Source organism: Amycolatopsis sp. NPDC051758 (assembly GCF_044453095.1).
In the GTDB taxonomy this organism is placed as follows: Bacteria; Actinomycetota; Actinomycetes; order Mycobacteriales; family Pseudonocardiaceae; genus Amycolatopsis.
The window spans coordinates 63,162-78,138 of record NZ_JBITCJ010000005.1 but is presented as its reverse complement, the minus strand read 5'-3'; the positions used below and the strand labels follow the sequence as shown (position 1 = coordinate 78,138).

Below are 14,977 nucleotides of genomic sequence, written 5' to 3'. Positions count from 1 at the left end.
TCCGCGGATTTGTGGACAACCATTCCCCTTCCGGGTGGCCGCCGCCCAGTTGTCCACAGAATCGAAATTGCGGGCTGACAAATCCCCCGCCGCCCGTCAATCTGGAATCACCAGTTCACCGCGGCCCCGAGAGCCGCGACTCCAGAGGGGAATCCACCATGTCTTCACGCCGCCTTCGTGCCCGGCTCCCGCACCTGCTGCTCCTGGCCGCGATCGGCCTGCTGACCAGTGCCGGAGCTGCTCAGGCCGCACCCGTTCCGCCGGATCCCGGCTGTCAGAAGGGCGAGTTCTGCCTGTGGTCGGTGAACGCGTACGGCGGGGAGATCGAGCGTTTCGACCTGCGCACCGCGAATCCCGGGGAATGCATTCCGCTGCCGACAGGATTCGCCGGATCGTCGTTCGCGAATCTGCTGAGCCGGGACGTCACGGTGTACCAGAGCGAGGAATGCTCGACCGAGGGCGATTTCACGACGTACCCCGGCGGCGGCACGTACGTGCCGGACGCGCCGTTCGTGGTCCGCGGGATCCAGATCTGGGAGTGACCGCCAGACCCGGGCCCGAGCCCGCCGCCCGCTCCAAGGGGGAGCCGGCTCGCGGCGGCGGCCGGGCCCGACCGGGGCCGCTCCCCCGAAAGCGGCCCCACCCCGTGGGCGCGCCTCTGCGGCGGGGCGCGCCCACGGGCCCCAGCGCGGCTACGGCGGGGTTCCGGCTCTCCGCGCGGGACCCGCTGCGGGGGCGCACTCCGCAAGCTCCCTGGGCGCACGCCCAGGGCCCGTCGGCGGGGTCGGGCGGCTCGCACGGCTTCACTGCGCCAGGCGAGCCACCAACTCGCTCAGCCCCACCCCACGCCCTTCGGCAGGGTCGGCCGGCTTCACCGCGGCAGGCAAGGCACCAACTCGCTCGGCTCAACCCACACCCCGTCGGCGAGGTCGGCCAGCTTCCACCGCACCAGGCGAGTCACCAGCTCGCTCAGCCCAACCCCACGGCCCGTCGGCGAGGTCGACCAACTTGCACAGCTTCACCGCGCCAGGCGAGCCATCAGCTCGCTCGGCTCAACCCGCGCCCCGTCGGCGGGGTCGGGCGGCTTGCACAGCTCCACGCGAGCCACCAGCTCGCACGACTCAACCCCCGCCCGTAGGCGAGGCCGGCTCGCCCAGCTTCACCGCACCAGGCGAGCCGCCAACTTGCACGCCTCGATCCGCGGCCCACCAGGTCGCTCACCTGCTACAGCTCGGCCGTCAGCGCCGGACCCGATGTCGACTGCGCCGTCATCCCGGCGCGCAGGCACCTCGGCCCGGTCACCATCCATCAACCAGTCGCGGAAAGCCCATGCCCTCCACCTCGTCACCCGCTGCCCACGTCCGCCGGCTTCACCCGACCGGGCGTCACCCGCCCACCCCGCCCGAGTGGCTTCGGACCGGACAACCACCGCCGGTGGTCCGGTGCCGGCGCCCGCCGGCCTCGGTGGTGCGCCTCCGCGCGACATCGTCGCCGCCGTGCCCCGAAATTACGTCGAACGAGACCTGAAACGATTCGCCGGTGTCGAACGATCGAGAGAGTGGCGACGACTAAGCTGCGGGATGCCGGGCGACCGGCGAGGGCGGCACATGTCGTCGGCGCAGGCCCTCGTAGCTCAGCTGGACAGAGCAAGAGCCTTCTAATCTCTAGGTCGCAGGTTCGAGTCCTGCCGGGGGCGCCACCAGGGAAGACGTCGTGCGCGGGCTGCGCACGACGCACTCCTTGGCCACGTGACCGGCCCCACACGGGCCTCTTTCCCCGCCTTCTTGCCCCCACTGTGGACGGTCGCCGCCCGGATTCTCCCGCTGTGCGTCCACGTCCGGACGACGCACCGTGCAAGCGGCCAGGTGGCCCAACGATCCCGGGCCGAGTTCCAGTCGAGACAACCTTGTTATCCGTGCGGTGATCACCCGGTCGCGCTCCCCCGCAACCGGACGATCACACCGAGCAATGACCGTCGAGGAGGCGGAGACACCACCGTGGACCACAACAAAACCGGCGGACGGCACCGGCGCCGCCGCGACAACAGCGTCGCGCGCGCCACCCTGGACGAAGCCCGGCGCGCGGGCCTCGTCCAGCGGCACCTGACGAAGCTGCGGCACCTCAAGGCCCGGTCGGCCACCCCGCAACCGCTCACCGCCCTCGGGACCATCGGTCCGTCCACACCGGAGCCACCACCCCACACCACGGAATCCGCTCATCAACGACCGTCCAATTCGGAAACGGCGGCCTGAAGCCTCGGCAGCCCTTGCTCAGGCCGCCCGGTCCGAGGGGGCCGTCGCCGGGATGATCTCCGCCAGGGTGCGCAGCACCGTTTCGCGGTGCTGGCGGAAATAGAAGTGGTCACCGGGGAAGTAGCGGAGGCCGATTTCGCCGCTCGCGTGCCGTTGCCACGCGCGCAGCGCGTCGGGGCCGAACGCGTCTTCGGTGCCGCCGAACACGGTCAGCGGCACCGGCAACGGGGCTTCGGCCTGCCACTCGTACGTTTCCAGGATCTGGTAGTCGGCCCGGAGGTAACGAGCGACCCTGGCCTTCCGCTCGGGGTCGGCCAGGACCTCACCGGACAGGCCGCCGTGGCGCCTGGCCACCTCGTCGAGGAGGGCGTCGTCGGGAAGGTGGTGCAGGGGCGGCTCGGTGCGGGGCGTCGAGGGGGCCGGGAAGCCGGAGACGACCAGGTGCTCCGGCAGCCGGCGCCCGGCTCGGCGCAGTTCGCGGGTGACCTCGTAGGCCACCAGTGCGCCGAAGCTGTGCCCGAACATCGCGTACGGCGCGCCGGTCGGGATGATGCCGACGACCTCGGCGACCAGGTCGTCCATGCGCGTCAGCACGGGTTCGGACAAGCGGGAACCACGGCCGGGCAGCTGGACGGCGCTGATCTCGAAGCTCCGGAGCAGGCGCGCCCAGCGGACGAATTCCGCGGCGGCCCCGCCCCCGTGCGGAAAGCAGAACAGCTTCGGCCGGCCGGGCCGGGCCGGGCCGCGGATGAGCCAAGGGCCGGCCGGATCGTTCGCTTGCTGCGCCACCGGATCGATTTCCCTTCCGTGTCCGCCCTCTCGCCCGTCGGCCAGCATGATCGGTGCGGGGAACGCCCGGCAACTTCCGGTTTGCTGCCCCGTACTGAGCACTGCAGGAGACGGCAAACGCTGCTGCCACGGTGTTTCGCGTCGCGGCGCGAGCAAGGCGTCCGAAACCGCACGTGACGAGACGTGCTCCCGGCGGCGGCTGGGGGATCGTCGGGGCCGCATCCAGGTGAGTCGGAGCCCGGAGCCCGGGCGAGGCGCCCATGAAACATCGGGAGTGATCTGCGTGACCCAGTACTCGATCGACGCGCGCGGGGACGCGCGGCCGGCGCTGACGAGCCTGCGCCTCTTCGGCGCCTTGCTCGTCTTCATCACCCATGCCGCTTACCTGGCGCCGTTCGCGAACGCCCAGCTCGCGCACGACTTCACGTTCATCGGCATCAACGGCGGGCACTTCGGTGTGTCGCTCTTCTTCGTGCTCAGCGGTTTTGTCCTCACCTGGTCGACCGGGGCCGGGTACCGGCTGCGCGACTTCTACCGCCGGCGCTTCCTGCGGATCCTCCCGAACCACCTCGTGACGTTCCTCCCGGCGCTCGGCGTGACGCTCCTGATCGGCGCCACGATCGGGCTCGGCCCGCTCCTGGTGAACTACCTGTTCCTGCTGCAGGGCTGGGTCACGGACCAGACGTTCGGGGCGCCGTCGCCGAACCCCGTGACGTGGACGCTGGGCGTCGAGATCCTCTTCTACGCGCTGTTCCCGCTGTTCTTCCTGCTGGTGCGGCGGATCCGCCGGGACCGGGTGTGGCACTGGTGGGTGGCCACCGGGCTGCTCGTCCTCGCCACCACCGTCGTGATCGGCGCGATCCTCCCGAGCGGCCCGCCCAGCCCGCTGTTCCCCTCCGGCACCTGGGCCCAGCACAAGGCGCTCCTGTTCTTCCCGGTCACGCGGCTGCCCGACTTCTTCATCGGCATGCTCACCGCGCGCCTGGTGCAGGAGAAGCGGTTCCCGAAGATCAAGGTCGGCTGGGCCGCTGCCATCGCCATCGCCGTCTACGCCTTCACGACCGCGTTCCTGCCGCCCTACTACGGCTTCTCGGGGGTCTTCGCGTTCCCGGCGGCCCTGCTGGTCGGCGGCGCGGCGACCCGCGACCGGAGCCGCCCCGGGTTCCTGGAGAGCCGTCCGGCCCTCTGGCTCGGGGAAACCACCTACGCGTTCTACCTGGTGCACCTGCCGTTGCTGTCGCTCGGGCTCTTCGTGGCCGCGAAGGTGCTGCCGGGCGGCGCGAAGATGGGTGTGGTCCCCGGGATCCTCTTCATGCTGGTCATGATGGGCGTGGCCCTGGTCGTCGCCCGGCTGCTGTACATCACCGTCGAGCGGCCCGCGATGCGGCGCTGGGGGCGCTCGCGCCGCACCGCCCGCCCGCAGCCCATCACCGGGGGCGGCGCGGACACCACGCCGGGCACCACCTCGGACGCCGGTGACGACCCCGGCCGGCCGGGGCGTGCCGCGGCCTGACCGGCGGTGCCCGCAACCGAAGAGACGCCTGCCGGGGTGCTCGAGCAGCACCCTGGCAGGCGAGCACCGAGCCACCACGACCCGTTCTCCACCCGGAGGTTCCGTCACCATGACCAACAACGACTCCCTCAGCGCCGCTGAGCTCGACGAGCTGGACCGCCGGCACCTCGTCCGGTCCATGCAGCGGGGCTACATCAAGGATCGCGTGATCATCACCCGTGGCCGGGGCTCCACGGTGTGGGACGCCGAGGGCAACGAGTACCTCGACGCCGCCGGCGGCGGGGTCTGGCACTCGCCGATCGGTCACGGACGCCCGGAGCTCGCCGAGGTCGCCGCCGAGCAGATCAAGCGGATCGAGTTCTTCACCAGCCTGCTGGAGTTCTCCAACGACAAGGCGATCCGGCTCGCCACCCGGATCGCCGGGCTGGCCCCGGAAGGTCTGGACCGCGTGTTCTTCACGAACGGCGGCTCCGAAGCGGTCGAGACGGCGATCAAGGCCGCCCGGCTGTTCCACTTCCGCAACGGTGAGCCCGACCGGACCTGGATCCTCTCCCGCCACTACTCGTTCCACGGCGCCACCTACGGCAGCGGCACGGCCACCGGCCTCCCGCAGATGCAGCACGGCGTCGGCCCGAACCTGCCGAACTTCGAGAAGCTGACCCCGCCCTACCCGTACCGGGCGGAGATGTACGGCGGCGCCGAGACGACCGACTTCTGCGTCGCGGAGCTCGAGGCGACCATCGAGCGGATCGGCGCGGGCAACATCGCCGCCATGATCGGCGAGCCGGTCATGGCCGGCGGTGGTGTGGTCGCGCCGCCGGCGGACTACTGGCCGCGGATCCAGGAAGTCCTCGACCGGCACGGCATCCTGCTCGTGGCGGACGAGGTCGTGACCGCGTTCGGCCGGCTCGGCTCCTGGTTCGACGCGCCGAACCGCGGGATGCGCCCGCACATGATCACCCTGGCCAAGGGCATCGCGGGCGGGTACGCCGCGCTCGGCGCCGTCGTGCTGACCGACAAGATCGCCGACACGATCATCGGCGAGGAGGGGTTCTTCCACGGCTACACGTTCCAGGGGCACCCGGTCGCGTGCGCGCTCGGGCTGGAGACGATCGAGATCATCGAGCGCGAGGGCCTGATCGGGCGCGCCCACGAGATCGAGGCCGAGCTGAAGGCCGGCCTGGCCGGGCTCAAGGACCTCCCCACGGTCGGCGACGTCCGGGTCGAGGGCACCCTGGCCGCGATCGAGCTCGTGTCGAACCGCGAGCACAAGATCCCGGTGGAGTGGCACGTCGGCGACGCCGTCGCGTTCGAGATCCGCGCCCGGCACAACGTGATCGCCCGGCCGTACGCCCACAACCTGGTCCTCGCCCCGCCGCTGGTGACCACCACCGAGGAGATCGCGCGGGCCTGCCACGCGGTGGCCGAAGTGGTCGGGCGGCTCAGCCCGGCCGGCGACATCGCCCCGTGACCGGCGTCCCCCGAACCGCGGAAGGAAGTTGAGATGTACGACTACATCGTCGTCGGAGCCGGATCGGCGGGCACCGTCGTCGCGTCCCGCCTGAGCGAAGACCCCGACGCACGCGTGTTGCTGCTCGAAGCCGGTGGCCAGGACACGTTGGACACGATCCACATCCCGGCCCTGTTCGGGGACCTGTTCCGCACCAGTGTGGACTGGGACTACGACTCGCACTTCGAGCCGGGCCTCGACCGGCGCCGGATCTTCATCCCGCGGGGCAAGGTCCTGGGCGGCACGAGCTCGATCAACGCCATGCTCTACATCCGGGCCAACCCGCTGGACTACAACAGCTGGAACCAGCCCGGGTGGAGCTACGACGAGCTGCTGCCGCTGTTCCGCCGCGCCGAGGACAACGAACGCGGCGAGTCCCGCTACCACGGCGTCGGCGGGCCGCTGCGGGTCTCGGAAGGCCGTTCGAACAACATCACCATGACGGCGCTCATCGAGGCCGCCCTCGAGGCGGGCCACCCGGCGAACGACGACTTCAACGGCGAGTCGCAGGACGGCTTCGGCCGGTTCCAGCTCACCCAGCGCGACGGCCGCCGGTGGAGCGTCGCGGACGCGTACCTGCGGCCCGCGCTGGACCGGCCCAACCTGACGGTGGTCACGAACTTCCACGCACTGCGCCTGACCCTCGACGGCACGCGCGTGACGGGCGTGACCGGCGAGCGGTTCGGCGAGGAGCTGACGTTCCAGGCCGAGGCCGAGGTCATCGTCTCCGGCGGCGCCTACAACACCCCGACCCTGCTGATGTACTCGGGGATCGGGCCCGCCGGGGTGCTGGAGGGCGCGGGTGTCGACGTCGCCGTCGACCACCCGGAGGTCGGCCGCAACCTGCAGGACCACCTGTTCGTCCCGCTGATCTACGCCCACGACGAGCCGGTGAGCACGATCGCGGCGGGTGACGCCGAGATGGCCGAGTTCTTCGAGCACGGCACCGGGCCGTTCACCTCGAACGGGCCGGAGGGCGGCGGCTTCATCCGCACCAAGCCGGGCCTGCCCGCGCCGGACGTCTCGTTCTACTGCGGGCCGATGATGTTCCCGGACAGCGGGCTTTCGGTGCCGACCGAGCACGCGGTCACCTTCGGCCCGGTCATGCTGACCCCGGAAAGCCGCGGCCAGGTGTCGATCATCGGGGCGGACCCGACGACGAAGCCGAAGATCGAGCACAACTACCTGACCACGGAGGACGACCGCGTGGTGGCCGTCGAGGGTGTCCGGGCGGCGCTGGAGATCGCGAGCCAGCCGGCCCTGACCCGCTACACCACGCGCCCGTACCAGGTGCCGGCTTCGGACAAGGCGGACGACGTCCTCGCCTTCATCCGCAGCATCGCCCACCCGATCTGGCACGCGGGCGGCAGTGCGGCGATGGGCAAGGTCGTCGACGCGGAACTGCGTGTCCAGGGCCTGGAAGGCCTGCGCATCGCCGACACGTCGGTGATGCCCACGATCGGCCGGGGCGCGACGAACGCGTCCGCGATCGTCATCGGCGAGCGCGCCGCCGATCTGATCGCCGGCGCCCGAACGGCACGCAAGGCGGCCTGACCCGCGGCTCGCCGCGAGCACCAGGTCAGACCACGGGCAGGCTCCGATCCGGCGTCGGCGGATCGGAGCCTGTCCCATCAGACAACCGCGAGATCACGCACTCCTAGTCCGGGGGTTCATACCCATGCACGTCGCCATCGTCGTCCAGCCCGCCCACGGGCACGTCAACCCGATGCTCCCGCTGGTCCCCGAGCTGCTCTCCCGCGGCCACCGCGTCACCTACGCGACCGGCCCGGAGTGCGTGCCCGCGGTCGCGGCCACCGGCGCGAAGGTCCTCGAGATCCCGGCCAAGGTGCCCCCCATGTTCTGGCCGGAAGGGGCGACCGACGAACGTGTCGACGCGATGCTGTCCGCGATGTCGGGCAGCGTCCGGGACAGCCTCCCGATCCTGCTGCGCGAGTTCACCGCCGACCCGCCCGACGTGCTGTGCTACGACCTGACCACCGAGGCGGGGCGCATCCTCGGCAAGATCCTCGACGTGCCGTCGGCGTCCCTGGTGCCGCACTTCGCGTTCAACGAAGCCCTCGGCATGCGTGACGCCATCGCCGTCGCCGACGACTGGACCGCTCAGGACCCCGGGTGGCCCTGGCACAACTACTTCGCGGCGATGAAGGAGACGGCGGCGACCTACGGCGTCGAGTGGCAGGACGACGCCCTCGAGGGAACCTCGCCGGACGACCTGAACCTCGTGCTGATCCCCAAGGAGTTCCAGTACGGCCCGGAAACGTTCGACGAGCGGTTCCAGTTCATCGGGCCGCTGGACAACAGCGGGCTGCAGGCCGGGACCTGGGCGCCGGCTGACCCCACGAAGAAGACGCTGTTCATTTCCTTCGGCACGCTGTTCAACAACAACCCGCAGTTCTACAAGATGTGCTTCGAAGCCTTCGGTGACCTCGACTGGAACATCGCGCTGGCCGCACACAAGCTGGACGTCGGCGAACTCGGCCCCATTCCGGCGAACTTCGACGTCCGCCCGCACTTCCCGCAGCTCGACGTGCTCAAGCACGCCTCGGCCGTCGTGTCGCACACGGGGATCAAGACCCTCTTCGACGCGACGACGCTCGGCGTCCCCATGGTGATCGTGCCGCCGGTGCCGATGTGCCAGCTGATCGCGACGCGTGCCGAGCAGGAGAGCCTGTCGCGGGTCCTCGACCCCGCCACGCTGGACGCCGCGACGCTGCGGAGCGCGGTCGAACAGATCACGCACGACGAGGAGATCCTGGCCGGCGTGAAGCGGTACCAGCAGATCATCGAGAACTGCGGCGGAGCGAAAGCGGGAGCGGACGCACTCGAAGCCTACGCACGCTGAACCGCGCCCGGAGGCCACGAACCTCGGGAGTTGTTGGTGAGAAACGCGCTTGCGCCGTTCTCCGCAATTCCGAGGTGGTCCGCCCGGGTGCTTTCGGGACACCGTGGTGTCGGACGCGTTCAGATCGAGGCAACGTCTAAGGAGTTCCAAATGCGCGTAGCATTCGTCATCTGGCCGGCATCGGCACATCTGTATCCCCTGGTTCCGCTCGCGTGGGCGCTCAAGGCGGCGGGCCACGAGGTCGTCGTGACGTCCCACCCGGCGATCGCGGACGAGGTCGCGGCGATGGGCCTGACCCCGGTGTCGATCTGCGAGGCCGACAGCACCCCGCTCCTGGGGCCGGCGTCGCCCTACGTCGACGAGCGCGTGGACCTCAAGAAGATCACCGAAGCCCTGGCGTTCACCAAGGACGACCCGGACCGTGAGCACTGGAACGTGCTGACCCAGTACTACGTGCCGTCGATGTGGGACTTCCTGCCCTACCGCGGTGACCCGGCCGAGCCGATGCCCGCGATGGACGGCCTGGTGAGCTTCTTCCGCACCTGGCAGCCCGACCTCGTGCTGTGGGACCCCTGCATGCCGGGTGGCGCGGTGGCCGGGAAGGCCGTCGGCGCCGCGCAGGCGCGCTGGTGGACCTGCCCGGACGTGTTCTGCGCCAGCATCGACCGCGTCAACCGGGTCCAGGCGGCCGGGGTCGAGGTCGACAACCCGCTCGCCGAGACCGTCCGCGGGATGGCCGACCGCTACGGCGTCGAGGTGAACCAGGAGCTGCTGGTCGGGCAGTTCACGGTGAACCCGCAGCCGCCGGCGGTGGGGCCGTTCGTCTCCGCGGAGCCGCTGTCGCTGCGCTGGATCCCGCACGCCAAGCAGCAGGTCATGCCCGACTGGATCTACCCGAAGCCGGAGCGTCCCCGCGTCGCCATCTCCCTCGGCCTGTCCGAGCGGTCGTTCATGGCCGAGGGCTGGGCCCACATCCCGGCGCTGCTGGAAGCGGTGTCGGTGCTGGACATCGAGGTCGTCGCGACGCTCAACGAGAAGCAGCTGTCGCAGGTCGACAAGATCCCGGACAACGTGCGGGTGGTGGACTTCGTCCCGCTCAACCAGCTGATCCAGACGTGTGACCTGCTCATCCACCACGGCGGCATGGGCACGGTGACACCCGCGATCGCCAACGGCGTGCGGCAGATCGTCGTCGACTTCGTCGGCCACGACATCCACGTGACGCCGGGCTCGGGCGACCGGCTGGGCCGCTCGCGGTACAGCCTGGGGCCGGCACTGGCCCGGTACGTCACGGACTCGGGCGCGGGCCTCGTCATGAACGTCGCCAACCCCGATCCGCTGGAGATGCGGGAGCAGATCCTGCGGGTGCTGAACGAGCAGCACTTCCAGGACCAGGCGGACCGGCTGCGCAACGACTGGCTGGCCCAGCCCAGCCCGAGCGAGTTCGTCCCGACCCTGGAGCGGCTGGCCGAGCAGCACAAGACCCGGTAGCAGTGGCGGGAGCCGGTGGCGGCAGCATCACCGGCTCCCGCCAGGTTTTGTTTCCGGTCGACAAAAGAATGATCGAAACATCTGCACCTTCTCCGCCCGTGCCGAACTGCTGGCCAGGCCCGACGACGACTGAGAAAATGGAATCATGCCTACAGACGGGGAATACTCGCCGAGTCCGGTCGAGTACATCAGCCAATACGTCGAGAAGTACGAAGTCTCGAACGGTACCGACGGTTACCTGTACAACGACCGGCCGGTCGTCCTGCTCACCAGCACCGGGGCGAAAACGGGCCGGACGCGCAAGGTCCCGGTCATGCGGATCGAGCACGAGGGGCAGTACGCCCTCGTGGCCTCGTCGGCCGGCTCCGACAAGCACCCGGGCTGGTACTACAACATCACCCGCGAACCGCGCGTCCAGATCCAGGACGGTGCGGACAAGGGTGAGTTCGTCGCGCGGGAGATTTCGGGTGACGAGCGCGACGCGTGGTGGTCCCGGGCCGTCGAAACCTGGCCCGAGTTCGAGGACTACACCCGGATGACCACCCGGTCGATCCCCCTTTTCGTGCTGACCCCGGTCGAGCAAGGCGCCGAATCAGCCGCGTGAGAGAACACCGAGTAGATCACCAGTAAACCGCCGTGGCCGGCGACCGGCTTGACCACGGAAACCTAAGGAGAAGGTCTTGAGTCTCGCTGGAAAAACTGCGCTCGTGACCGGCGCCGGCCGGGGGATCGGAAAGGCGATCGCGCTGCGGCTCGCCAAGGACGGGGCGAACATCGCGGTCAACGACCTCAACCCCGACACGGCCAAGGCGACCGCCGAGGAAATCAACGACCTGGGCCGGAAGACCGTGGTCGTGCCCGGTGACGTGTCCGACCGGGACAAGATCTTCTCGATCGTCGACGAAGCCTTCACCGAACTGGGCTCGCTCGACATCATGGTGAACAACGCGGGCATCTGCCAGACGAAGGAGCTGCTCGAGGTCACCCCTCAGGACCTCGAGGACCTCTTCCGCGTCAACGTCTTCGGTGTCCTGTACGGCATCCAGGCGGCCGCCGAGACCATGAAGAAGAACGGTGGCGGCAAGATCATCAACGCCGCTTCGGGCGCCGGCCACACCGGCGTTCCGCAGTTCTCGGCCTACTCGGCCACGAAGTTCGGCGTGGTGAGCTTCACCCAGAGCGCGGCCATGGAACTGGCGGAGCACAAGATCACCGTCAACTCCTACTGCCCCGGCATCGTCGACACCGACATGTGGGCGGAGCTCGACAAGGTGCTCGGCCCCAAGCTGGGCAACGAGCCGCGCGAGACGATGACCACCTTCGCGCAGGGTGCCGTCCTGCGCCGGGTGGAGGTGCCGGAGGACGTCGCGAACTTCGTGTCCTACCTGGCCGGGCCGGACTCGGACTTCATGACCGGTCAGTCCGTCGTCATCGACGGCGGCATGGTGATGCGGTAGCCGGCGCGCCCCACCGGCTGCCACCCCACGGACGCCGGCGATGTCACTCGTACTGACATCGCCGGCGTCCGTTCTTTTGTGCCACCGGTCAGCCGGCGCCGGTCACAGCTCCTCGACCAGCCCGATGATGACACCCTCGGGCCCGCGGACGTTGCAGTAGAGGCAGTAGCTCCCGAACTGCGCCGTCTCGCCCACGAACTCGGTGCCGATGGCGCGCATGCGCTCCAGGGTCTCCTTGAGGTCGTCGACGACGAACGTGATGCGGGGGATGCCCGGGACGTTCAGCGGCGCCTTCGGCGCAGAGTCCTCGGCCACCGGATGGCGGAAGACCGACAGCTCGATCCGGCCGCTGCCGTCCGGGGTCTTCACGAACGCGACGTCCGACACGACGCCCTCCAGCCCGATGAGCTGGTCGGTCGCCTTGCCCTCGACCGTCGTTTCGCCTTCCAGCTCCATGCCGAGTTCGACGAAGAACGCGACCGCGGCCTTGAGATCTTCGACCACAATGCCCACGTGGTCCATTCGTTGAATTGCCATGTCCACAGTATAGGGGCCGACGTTACTTTCCGCCGCGCGGCCCCGCAATTTCGGAGGTCCTTCCCGGCCGGCCCGCCACAACACGCGAGATGGCGACCGGGAATGGGCCCGCAGGGCCCGTCCCGATCGCCATCGGAGGTTTATTCGCGAAAAATCCGGTTTACTCGTCGGTGTATTCGTCGTGTCGGCGGATCCCCTTCACCGGACCGGAGTAACGGTCCTCCGGCTTCTCCCACGGCTCCTGGCGGCCCAGCGCCGTCAGGTCGAGCGCGTGGAACGTCGAGTCGAACACCTCGGTCCCCCGCGCGTAGGTCGAATACGTGTGGAAGATCCGCTCGCCGTCCCGCAGGAAGACGCTGATGCCCGGCACCTCCATGCCGGGGAACTCGGTCAGGCCCCGCGCTTCGAGGGCCGCGCGGTCCTCGAAGTTGTGGTTCGGCGGCGCCACCTTGTCGTCCAGGGTCACGTGGAAGTCGTAGTTGAAGTCGCTGCCGCCGGAGGAGTACCAGTCGAAGTTCCACCCCATGCGTTCCCGGTAGGCGAGCAGCTTCGCCAGCGGTCCCCGCGACACGACCGCGATCGTCGTGTCGCGCTGGTTCAGGTGGGACCAGTTGCCGAAGTGGTCGACGAGGAACGAGCAGGCCGGGCAGCCCTCGTCCCAGTCGGGGTGGAACATGAAGTGGTAGACGATCAGCTGACGGCGTCCCTGGAAAAGATCACCCAGGCGAAGCTTGCCCGCCGGGCCGTCGAAGACGTAATCCTTCTCGATCTCGGTCATCGGCAGTTCACGGCGCGCCGCGCTCAGCGCGTCCTTCGCCCGGGTGAACTCCTTTTCCTTGACGAGGAATTCCTTGTGCGTGGTGTACCACTCGTCCTGGGAAACGATTTTCGGCAGGCTCATGAGCCGCCCCTTCCCTCTCTGGCGACGCGGAAAACAGCATCGGCAGCCTACTCGGCCGGCTAGTCCTTTTGCTGGCGATTCTGGGACGGGGCGGCGGCCCGGCGCAACTCCTATCGTGCGGTCTCGCGGATCAGCTCCGCCGCGCGCTCGGCGATCGCGATCACCGCGGCGTTGGGGTTGCCGCGCACGCCGGTGGGCATCACCGAGGCGTCGGCGACGCGCAGGCCGTCGACACCCTGCACCCGCAGCTGCGGGTCGACCACCGCGCCGAGCGCGCAGGTGCCGGCCGGGTGGTACGTCGAGTGCGCGTACGCCCGGATGTAGGCGTGCAGGTCCGCGTCCGAGTCCGACGCCGGCACCCGGTACGGCGTCGTCGTGTACGGCGCCAGCGCGGGCTGGTGGGCGATCTCCAGCGCGACCCGCAGCGCCTCGGCCGCGGCGGCCAGGTCCTCGGGCTCGGCGAAGTAGTTGTGCACGATCTTCGGCTTCGCCGTCGGGTGCGGCGAAGCGAGCGACACGCTGCCGCGGCTGAGCGGGGTCAGCATGCTCGGGCCGAACGAGACCGCGTGCCCGGTCGGCGTGCCGAGGCCGCCGTCGGAGAACATCACCGGCGCGGCCAGGAACTCCGCGTCCGGGGCGGCCAGCGACGAGCTCGTCCGGATGAACCCGCCGGCTTCGGGGCCGTTCGACGTGAGCGGCCCGCTCGCCGATTCCATGTACTTCGCGATGTTCTCCGGCGCGCCGGCCGCGAGCAGGCTGATCGGGTGCTCGTGGGTGTAGACGAGCGGGATCAGCGCGTGGTCCTGGAGGTTGGCGCCGACCGCGGGCAGGTCCGCGACCACCGGCACGCCGAGCGCGCCGAGCAGCCCGGCCGGCCCGATCCCGGACAGCTGCAGCAGCTGCGGGGAGTTGTAGGCCCCGGCGGAGACGATCACCTCGCGCTCGGCGCGGACGGTGACCTCCTCGCCGTGGCGCTCGCCGGTGACACCGGTCGCGCGGCCGTTCTCGACCAGCACCCGGTGTACCCGCAGGTTGGTCTCGACCGTGAGGTTCGGCCGGTCCGCGGCGGGGTGCAGGTACGCGGTCGCGGTGCTCTCGCGGCGGCCGTCGCGCTGGGTGACCTGGAACTCGCCGAAACCGTCCTGCTCGGCGCCGTTGAAGTCCTCGGTGCGCTTGAACCCGGCCTGCGCGGCCGCGTCGACGAACGCGGCCGACATCGGGTTCTTCGAGCGGCCGTCGGAAACCCGCAGCGGGCCGCCGGTGGCGTGGAACTCCGACTCGCCGCGCTCGTTGTCCTCGGCACGCAGGAAGCAGGGCAGCAGGTCGGCGTAGCTCCAGCCCGGCTGTCCCCAGCCGTCGAAGTCGAGCCGGTTGCCGCGGACGTAGATCATGTTGTTGGTGGCGCTGGACCCGCCGAGGACCCGGCCGTGCCCGAGGTAGACGCGCCGGCGCTGCAGGTGCTCCTCCTCGTGCGTGTCGTGGTCCCAGTCGAGGTCGGTGCGGAACAGCTTGGCGAAGCCGACCGGGACGTGGATGTCCTGGACCGCGTCCGGGCCGCCGGCCTCGACCAGGCAGACGCGGACGTCGGGGTCCTCAGTCAACCGGGCCGCGAGCACGGCCCCCGCCGAACCGGCGCCCACGATGACGTAGTCGTACATGCTTGT

13 protein-coding genes and 1 tRNA gene are annotated in these 14,977 nt (G+C 69.9%); 10 read left to right on the top strand and 4 right to left on the bottom strand.

What is annotated here, in order from left to right; all coding sequences use genetic code 11:
• Positions 1-158 precede the first annotated feature (158 nt).
• The 3 genes from ACIA5G_RS23760 to ACIA5G_RS23750 all read left to right on the top strand — a co-directional run bounded on the left by ACIA5G_RS23760 (position 159) and on the right by ACIA5G_RS23750 (position 2,252).
• The gene (locus tag ACIA5G_RS23760; RefSeq protein WP_395926675.1) at positions 159-542 is read left to right on the top strand and encodes a peptidase inhibitor family I36 protein; all 384 of its coding nucleotides are present in this window, start codon (positions 159-161) and stop codon (positions 540-542) included.
• Positions 543-1,622: 1,080 nt separating this feature from the next.
• Positions 1,623-1,699 (top strand) — tRNA-Arg (locus tag ACIA5G_RS23755).
• A gap of 298 nt (positions 1,700-1,997) precedes the next feature.
• Positions 1,998-2,252, top strand: a complete 255-nt coding sequence (locus tag ACIA5G_RS23750) for a hypothetical protein (RefSeq protein WP_395926673.1) — start codon at positions 1,998-2,000, stop codon at positions 2,250-2,252.
• 18 nt (positions 2,253-2,270) lie between these two features.
• On the opposite strand, the gene ACIA5G_RS23745 is transcribed toward ACIA5G_RS23750, so the two are convergent.
• Positions 2,271-3,041, bottom strand: coding sequence for a thioesterase II family protein (locus tag ACIA5G_RS23745; RefSeq protein WP_395926671.1), 771 nt, complete (start codon positions 3,039-3,041; stop codon positions 2,271-2,273).
• A gap of 283 nt (positions 3,042-3,324) precedes the next feature.
• Here ACIA5G_RS23745 and ACIA5G_RS23740 point away from each other — a divergent pair, with 283 nt between their 5' ends.
• The 7 genes from ACIA5G_RS23740 (at position 3,325) to ACIA5G_RS23710 (ending at position 11,875) form a co-directional block, all read left to right on the top strand.
• Complete coding sequence (locus tag ACIA5G_RS23740) at positions 3,325-4,554, top strand: acyltransferase family protein (RefSeq protein ID WP_395926669.1); 1,230 nt, start codon at positions 3,325-3,327, stop codon at positions 4,552-4,554.
• 109 nt (positions 4,555-4,663) lie between these two features.
• A complete protein-coding gene (locus ACIA5G_RS23735; RefSeq protein WP_395926667.1) occupies positions 4,664-6,025 on the top strand; it encodes an aspartate aminotransferase family protein in 1,362 nt (453 codons plus the stop codon).
• A 33-nt stretch (positions 6,026-6,058) separates the two neighbouring features.
• The gene (locus ACIA5G_RS23730; protein ID WP_395926665.1) at positions 6,059-7,618 is read left to right on the top strand and encodes a GMC family oxidoreductase; all 1,560 of its coding nucleotides are present in this window, start codon (positions 6,059-6,061) and stop codon (positions 7,616-7,618) included.
• Positions 7,619-7,742: 124 nt separating this feature from the next.
• Entirely contained in the window at positions 7,743-8,927 is a 1,185-nt protein-coding gene (locus tag ACIA5G_RS23725) for a macrolide family glycosyltransferase (RefSeq protein WP_395926663.1), read from the top strand.
• Positions 8,928-9,077: 150 nt separating this feature from the next.
• On the top strand, positions 9,078-10,418 hold the full coding sequence (locus ACIA5G_RS23720; protein ID WP_395926661.1) for a nucleotide disphospho-sugar-binding domain-containing protein: 1,341 nt from the start codon (positions 9,078-9,080) through the stop codon (positions 10,416-10,418).
• A 145-nt stretch (positions 10,419-10,563) separates the two neighbouring features.
• Entirely contained in the window at positions 10,564-11,022 is a 459-nt protein-coding gene (locus tag ACIA5G_RS23715) for a nitroreductase family deazaflavin-dependent oxidoreductase (protein WP_395926659.1), read from the top strand.
• Between the two features lie 76 nt (positions 11,023-11,098).
• Positions 11,099-11,875 (top strand): acetoin reductase, encoded by a 777-nt coding sequence (locus ACIA5G_RS23710; RefSeq protein WP_395926657.1) that lies wholly within the window; start codon positions 11,099-11,101, stop codon positions 11,873-11,875.
• 102 nt (positions 11,876-11,977) lie between these two features.
• Here the strand turns inward: ACIA5G_RS23710 and ACIA5G_RS23705 are convergent, their stop codons facing one another.
• The 3 genes from ACIA5G_RS23705 to ACIA5G_RS23695 all read right to left on the bottom strand — a co-directional run bounded on the left by ACIA5G_RS23705 (position 11,978) and on the right by ACIA5G_RS23695 (position 14,971).
• Entirely contained in the window at positions 11,978-12,412 is a 435-nt protein-coding gene (locus ACIA5G_RS23705; protein ID WP_395926655.1) for a VOC family protein, read from the bottom strand.
• Positions 12,413-12,572: 160 nt separating this feature from the next.
• Entirely contained in the window at positions 12,573-13,313 is a 741-nt protein-coding gene (locus ACIA5G_RS23700) for a DUF899 domain-containing protein (protein WP_395926653.1), read from the bottom strand.
• 110 nt (positions 13,314-13,423) lie between these two features.
• On the bottom strand, positions 13,424-14,971 hold the full coding sequence (locus tag ACIA5G_RS23695) for a GMC family oxidoreductase (RefSeq protein WP_395926651.1): 1,548 nt from the start codon (positions 14,969-14,971) through the stop codon (positions 13,424-13,426).
• Between the last annotated feature and the right edge of the window lie 6 nt (positions 14,972-14,977).

Excerpts from the sequence above, each read along its gene's own strand:
- ACIA5G_RS23760 (WP_395926675.1), top strand. The coding sequence starts at position 159 with ATGTCTTCACGCCGCCTTCGTGCCCGGCTCCCGCACCTGCTGCTCCTG.
- ACIA5G_RS23735 (WP_395926667.1), top strand. The coding sequence starts at position 4,664 with ATGACCAACAACGACTCCCTCAGCGCCGCTGAGCTCGACGAGCTGGAC.
- ACIA5G_RS23730 (WP_395926665.1), top strand. The coding sequence starts at position 6,059 with ATGTACGACTACATCGTCGTCGGAGCCGGATCGGCGGGCACCGTCGTC.
- ACIA5G_RS23725 (WP_395926663.1), top strand. The coding sequence starts at position 7,743 with ATGCACGTCGCCATCGTCGTCCAGCCCGCCCACGGGCACGTCAACCCG.
- ACIA5G_RS23720 (WP_395926661.1), top strand. The coding sequence starts at position 9,078 with ATGCGCGTAGCATTCGTCATCTGGCCGGCATCGGCACATCTGTATCCC.
- ACIA5G_RS23715 (WP_395926659.1), top strand. The coding sequence starts at position 10,564 with ATGCCTACAGACGGGGAATACTCGCCGAGTCCGGTCGAGTACATCAGC.
- ACIA5G_RS23705 (WP_395926655.1), bottom strand. The coding sequence starts at position 12,412 with ATGGCAATTCAACGAATGGACCACGTGGGCATTGTGGTCGAAGATCTC.
- ACIA5G_RS23700 (WP_395926653.1), bottom strand. The coding sequence starts at position 13,313 with ATGAGCCTGCCGAAAATCGTTTCCCAGGACGAGTGGTACACCACGCAC.
- ACIA5G_RS23695 (WP_395926651.1), bottom strand. The coding sequence starts at position 14,971 with ATGTACGACTACGTCATCGTGGGCGCCGGTTCGGCGGGGGCCGTGCTC.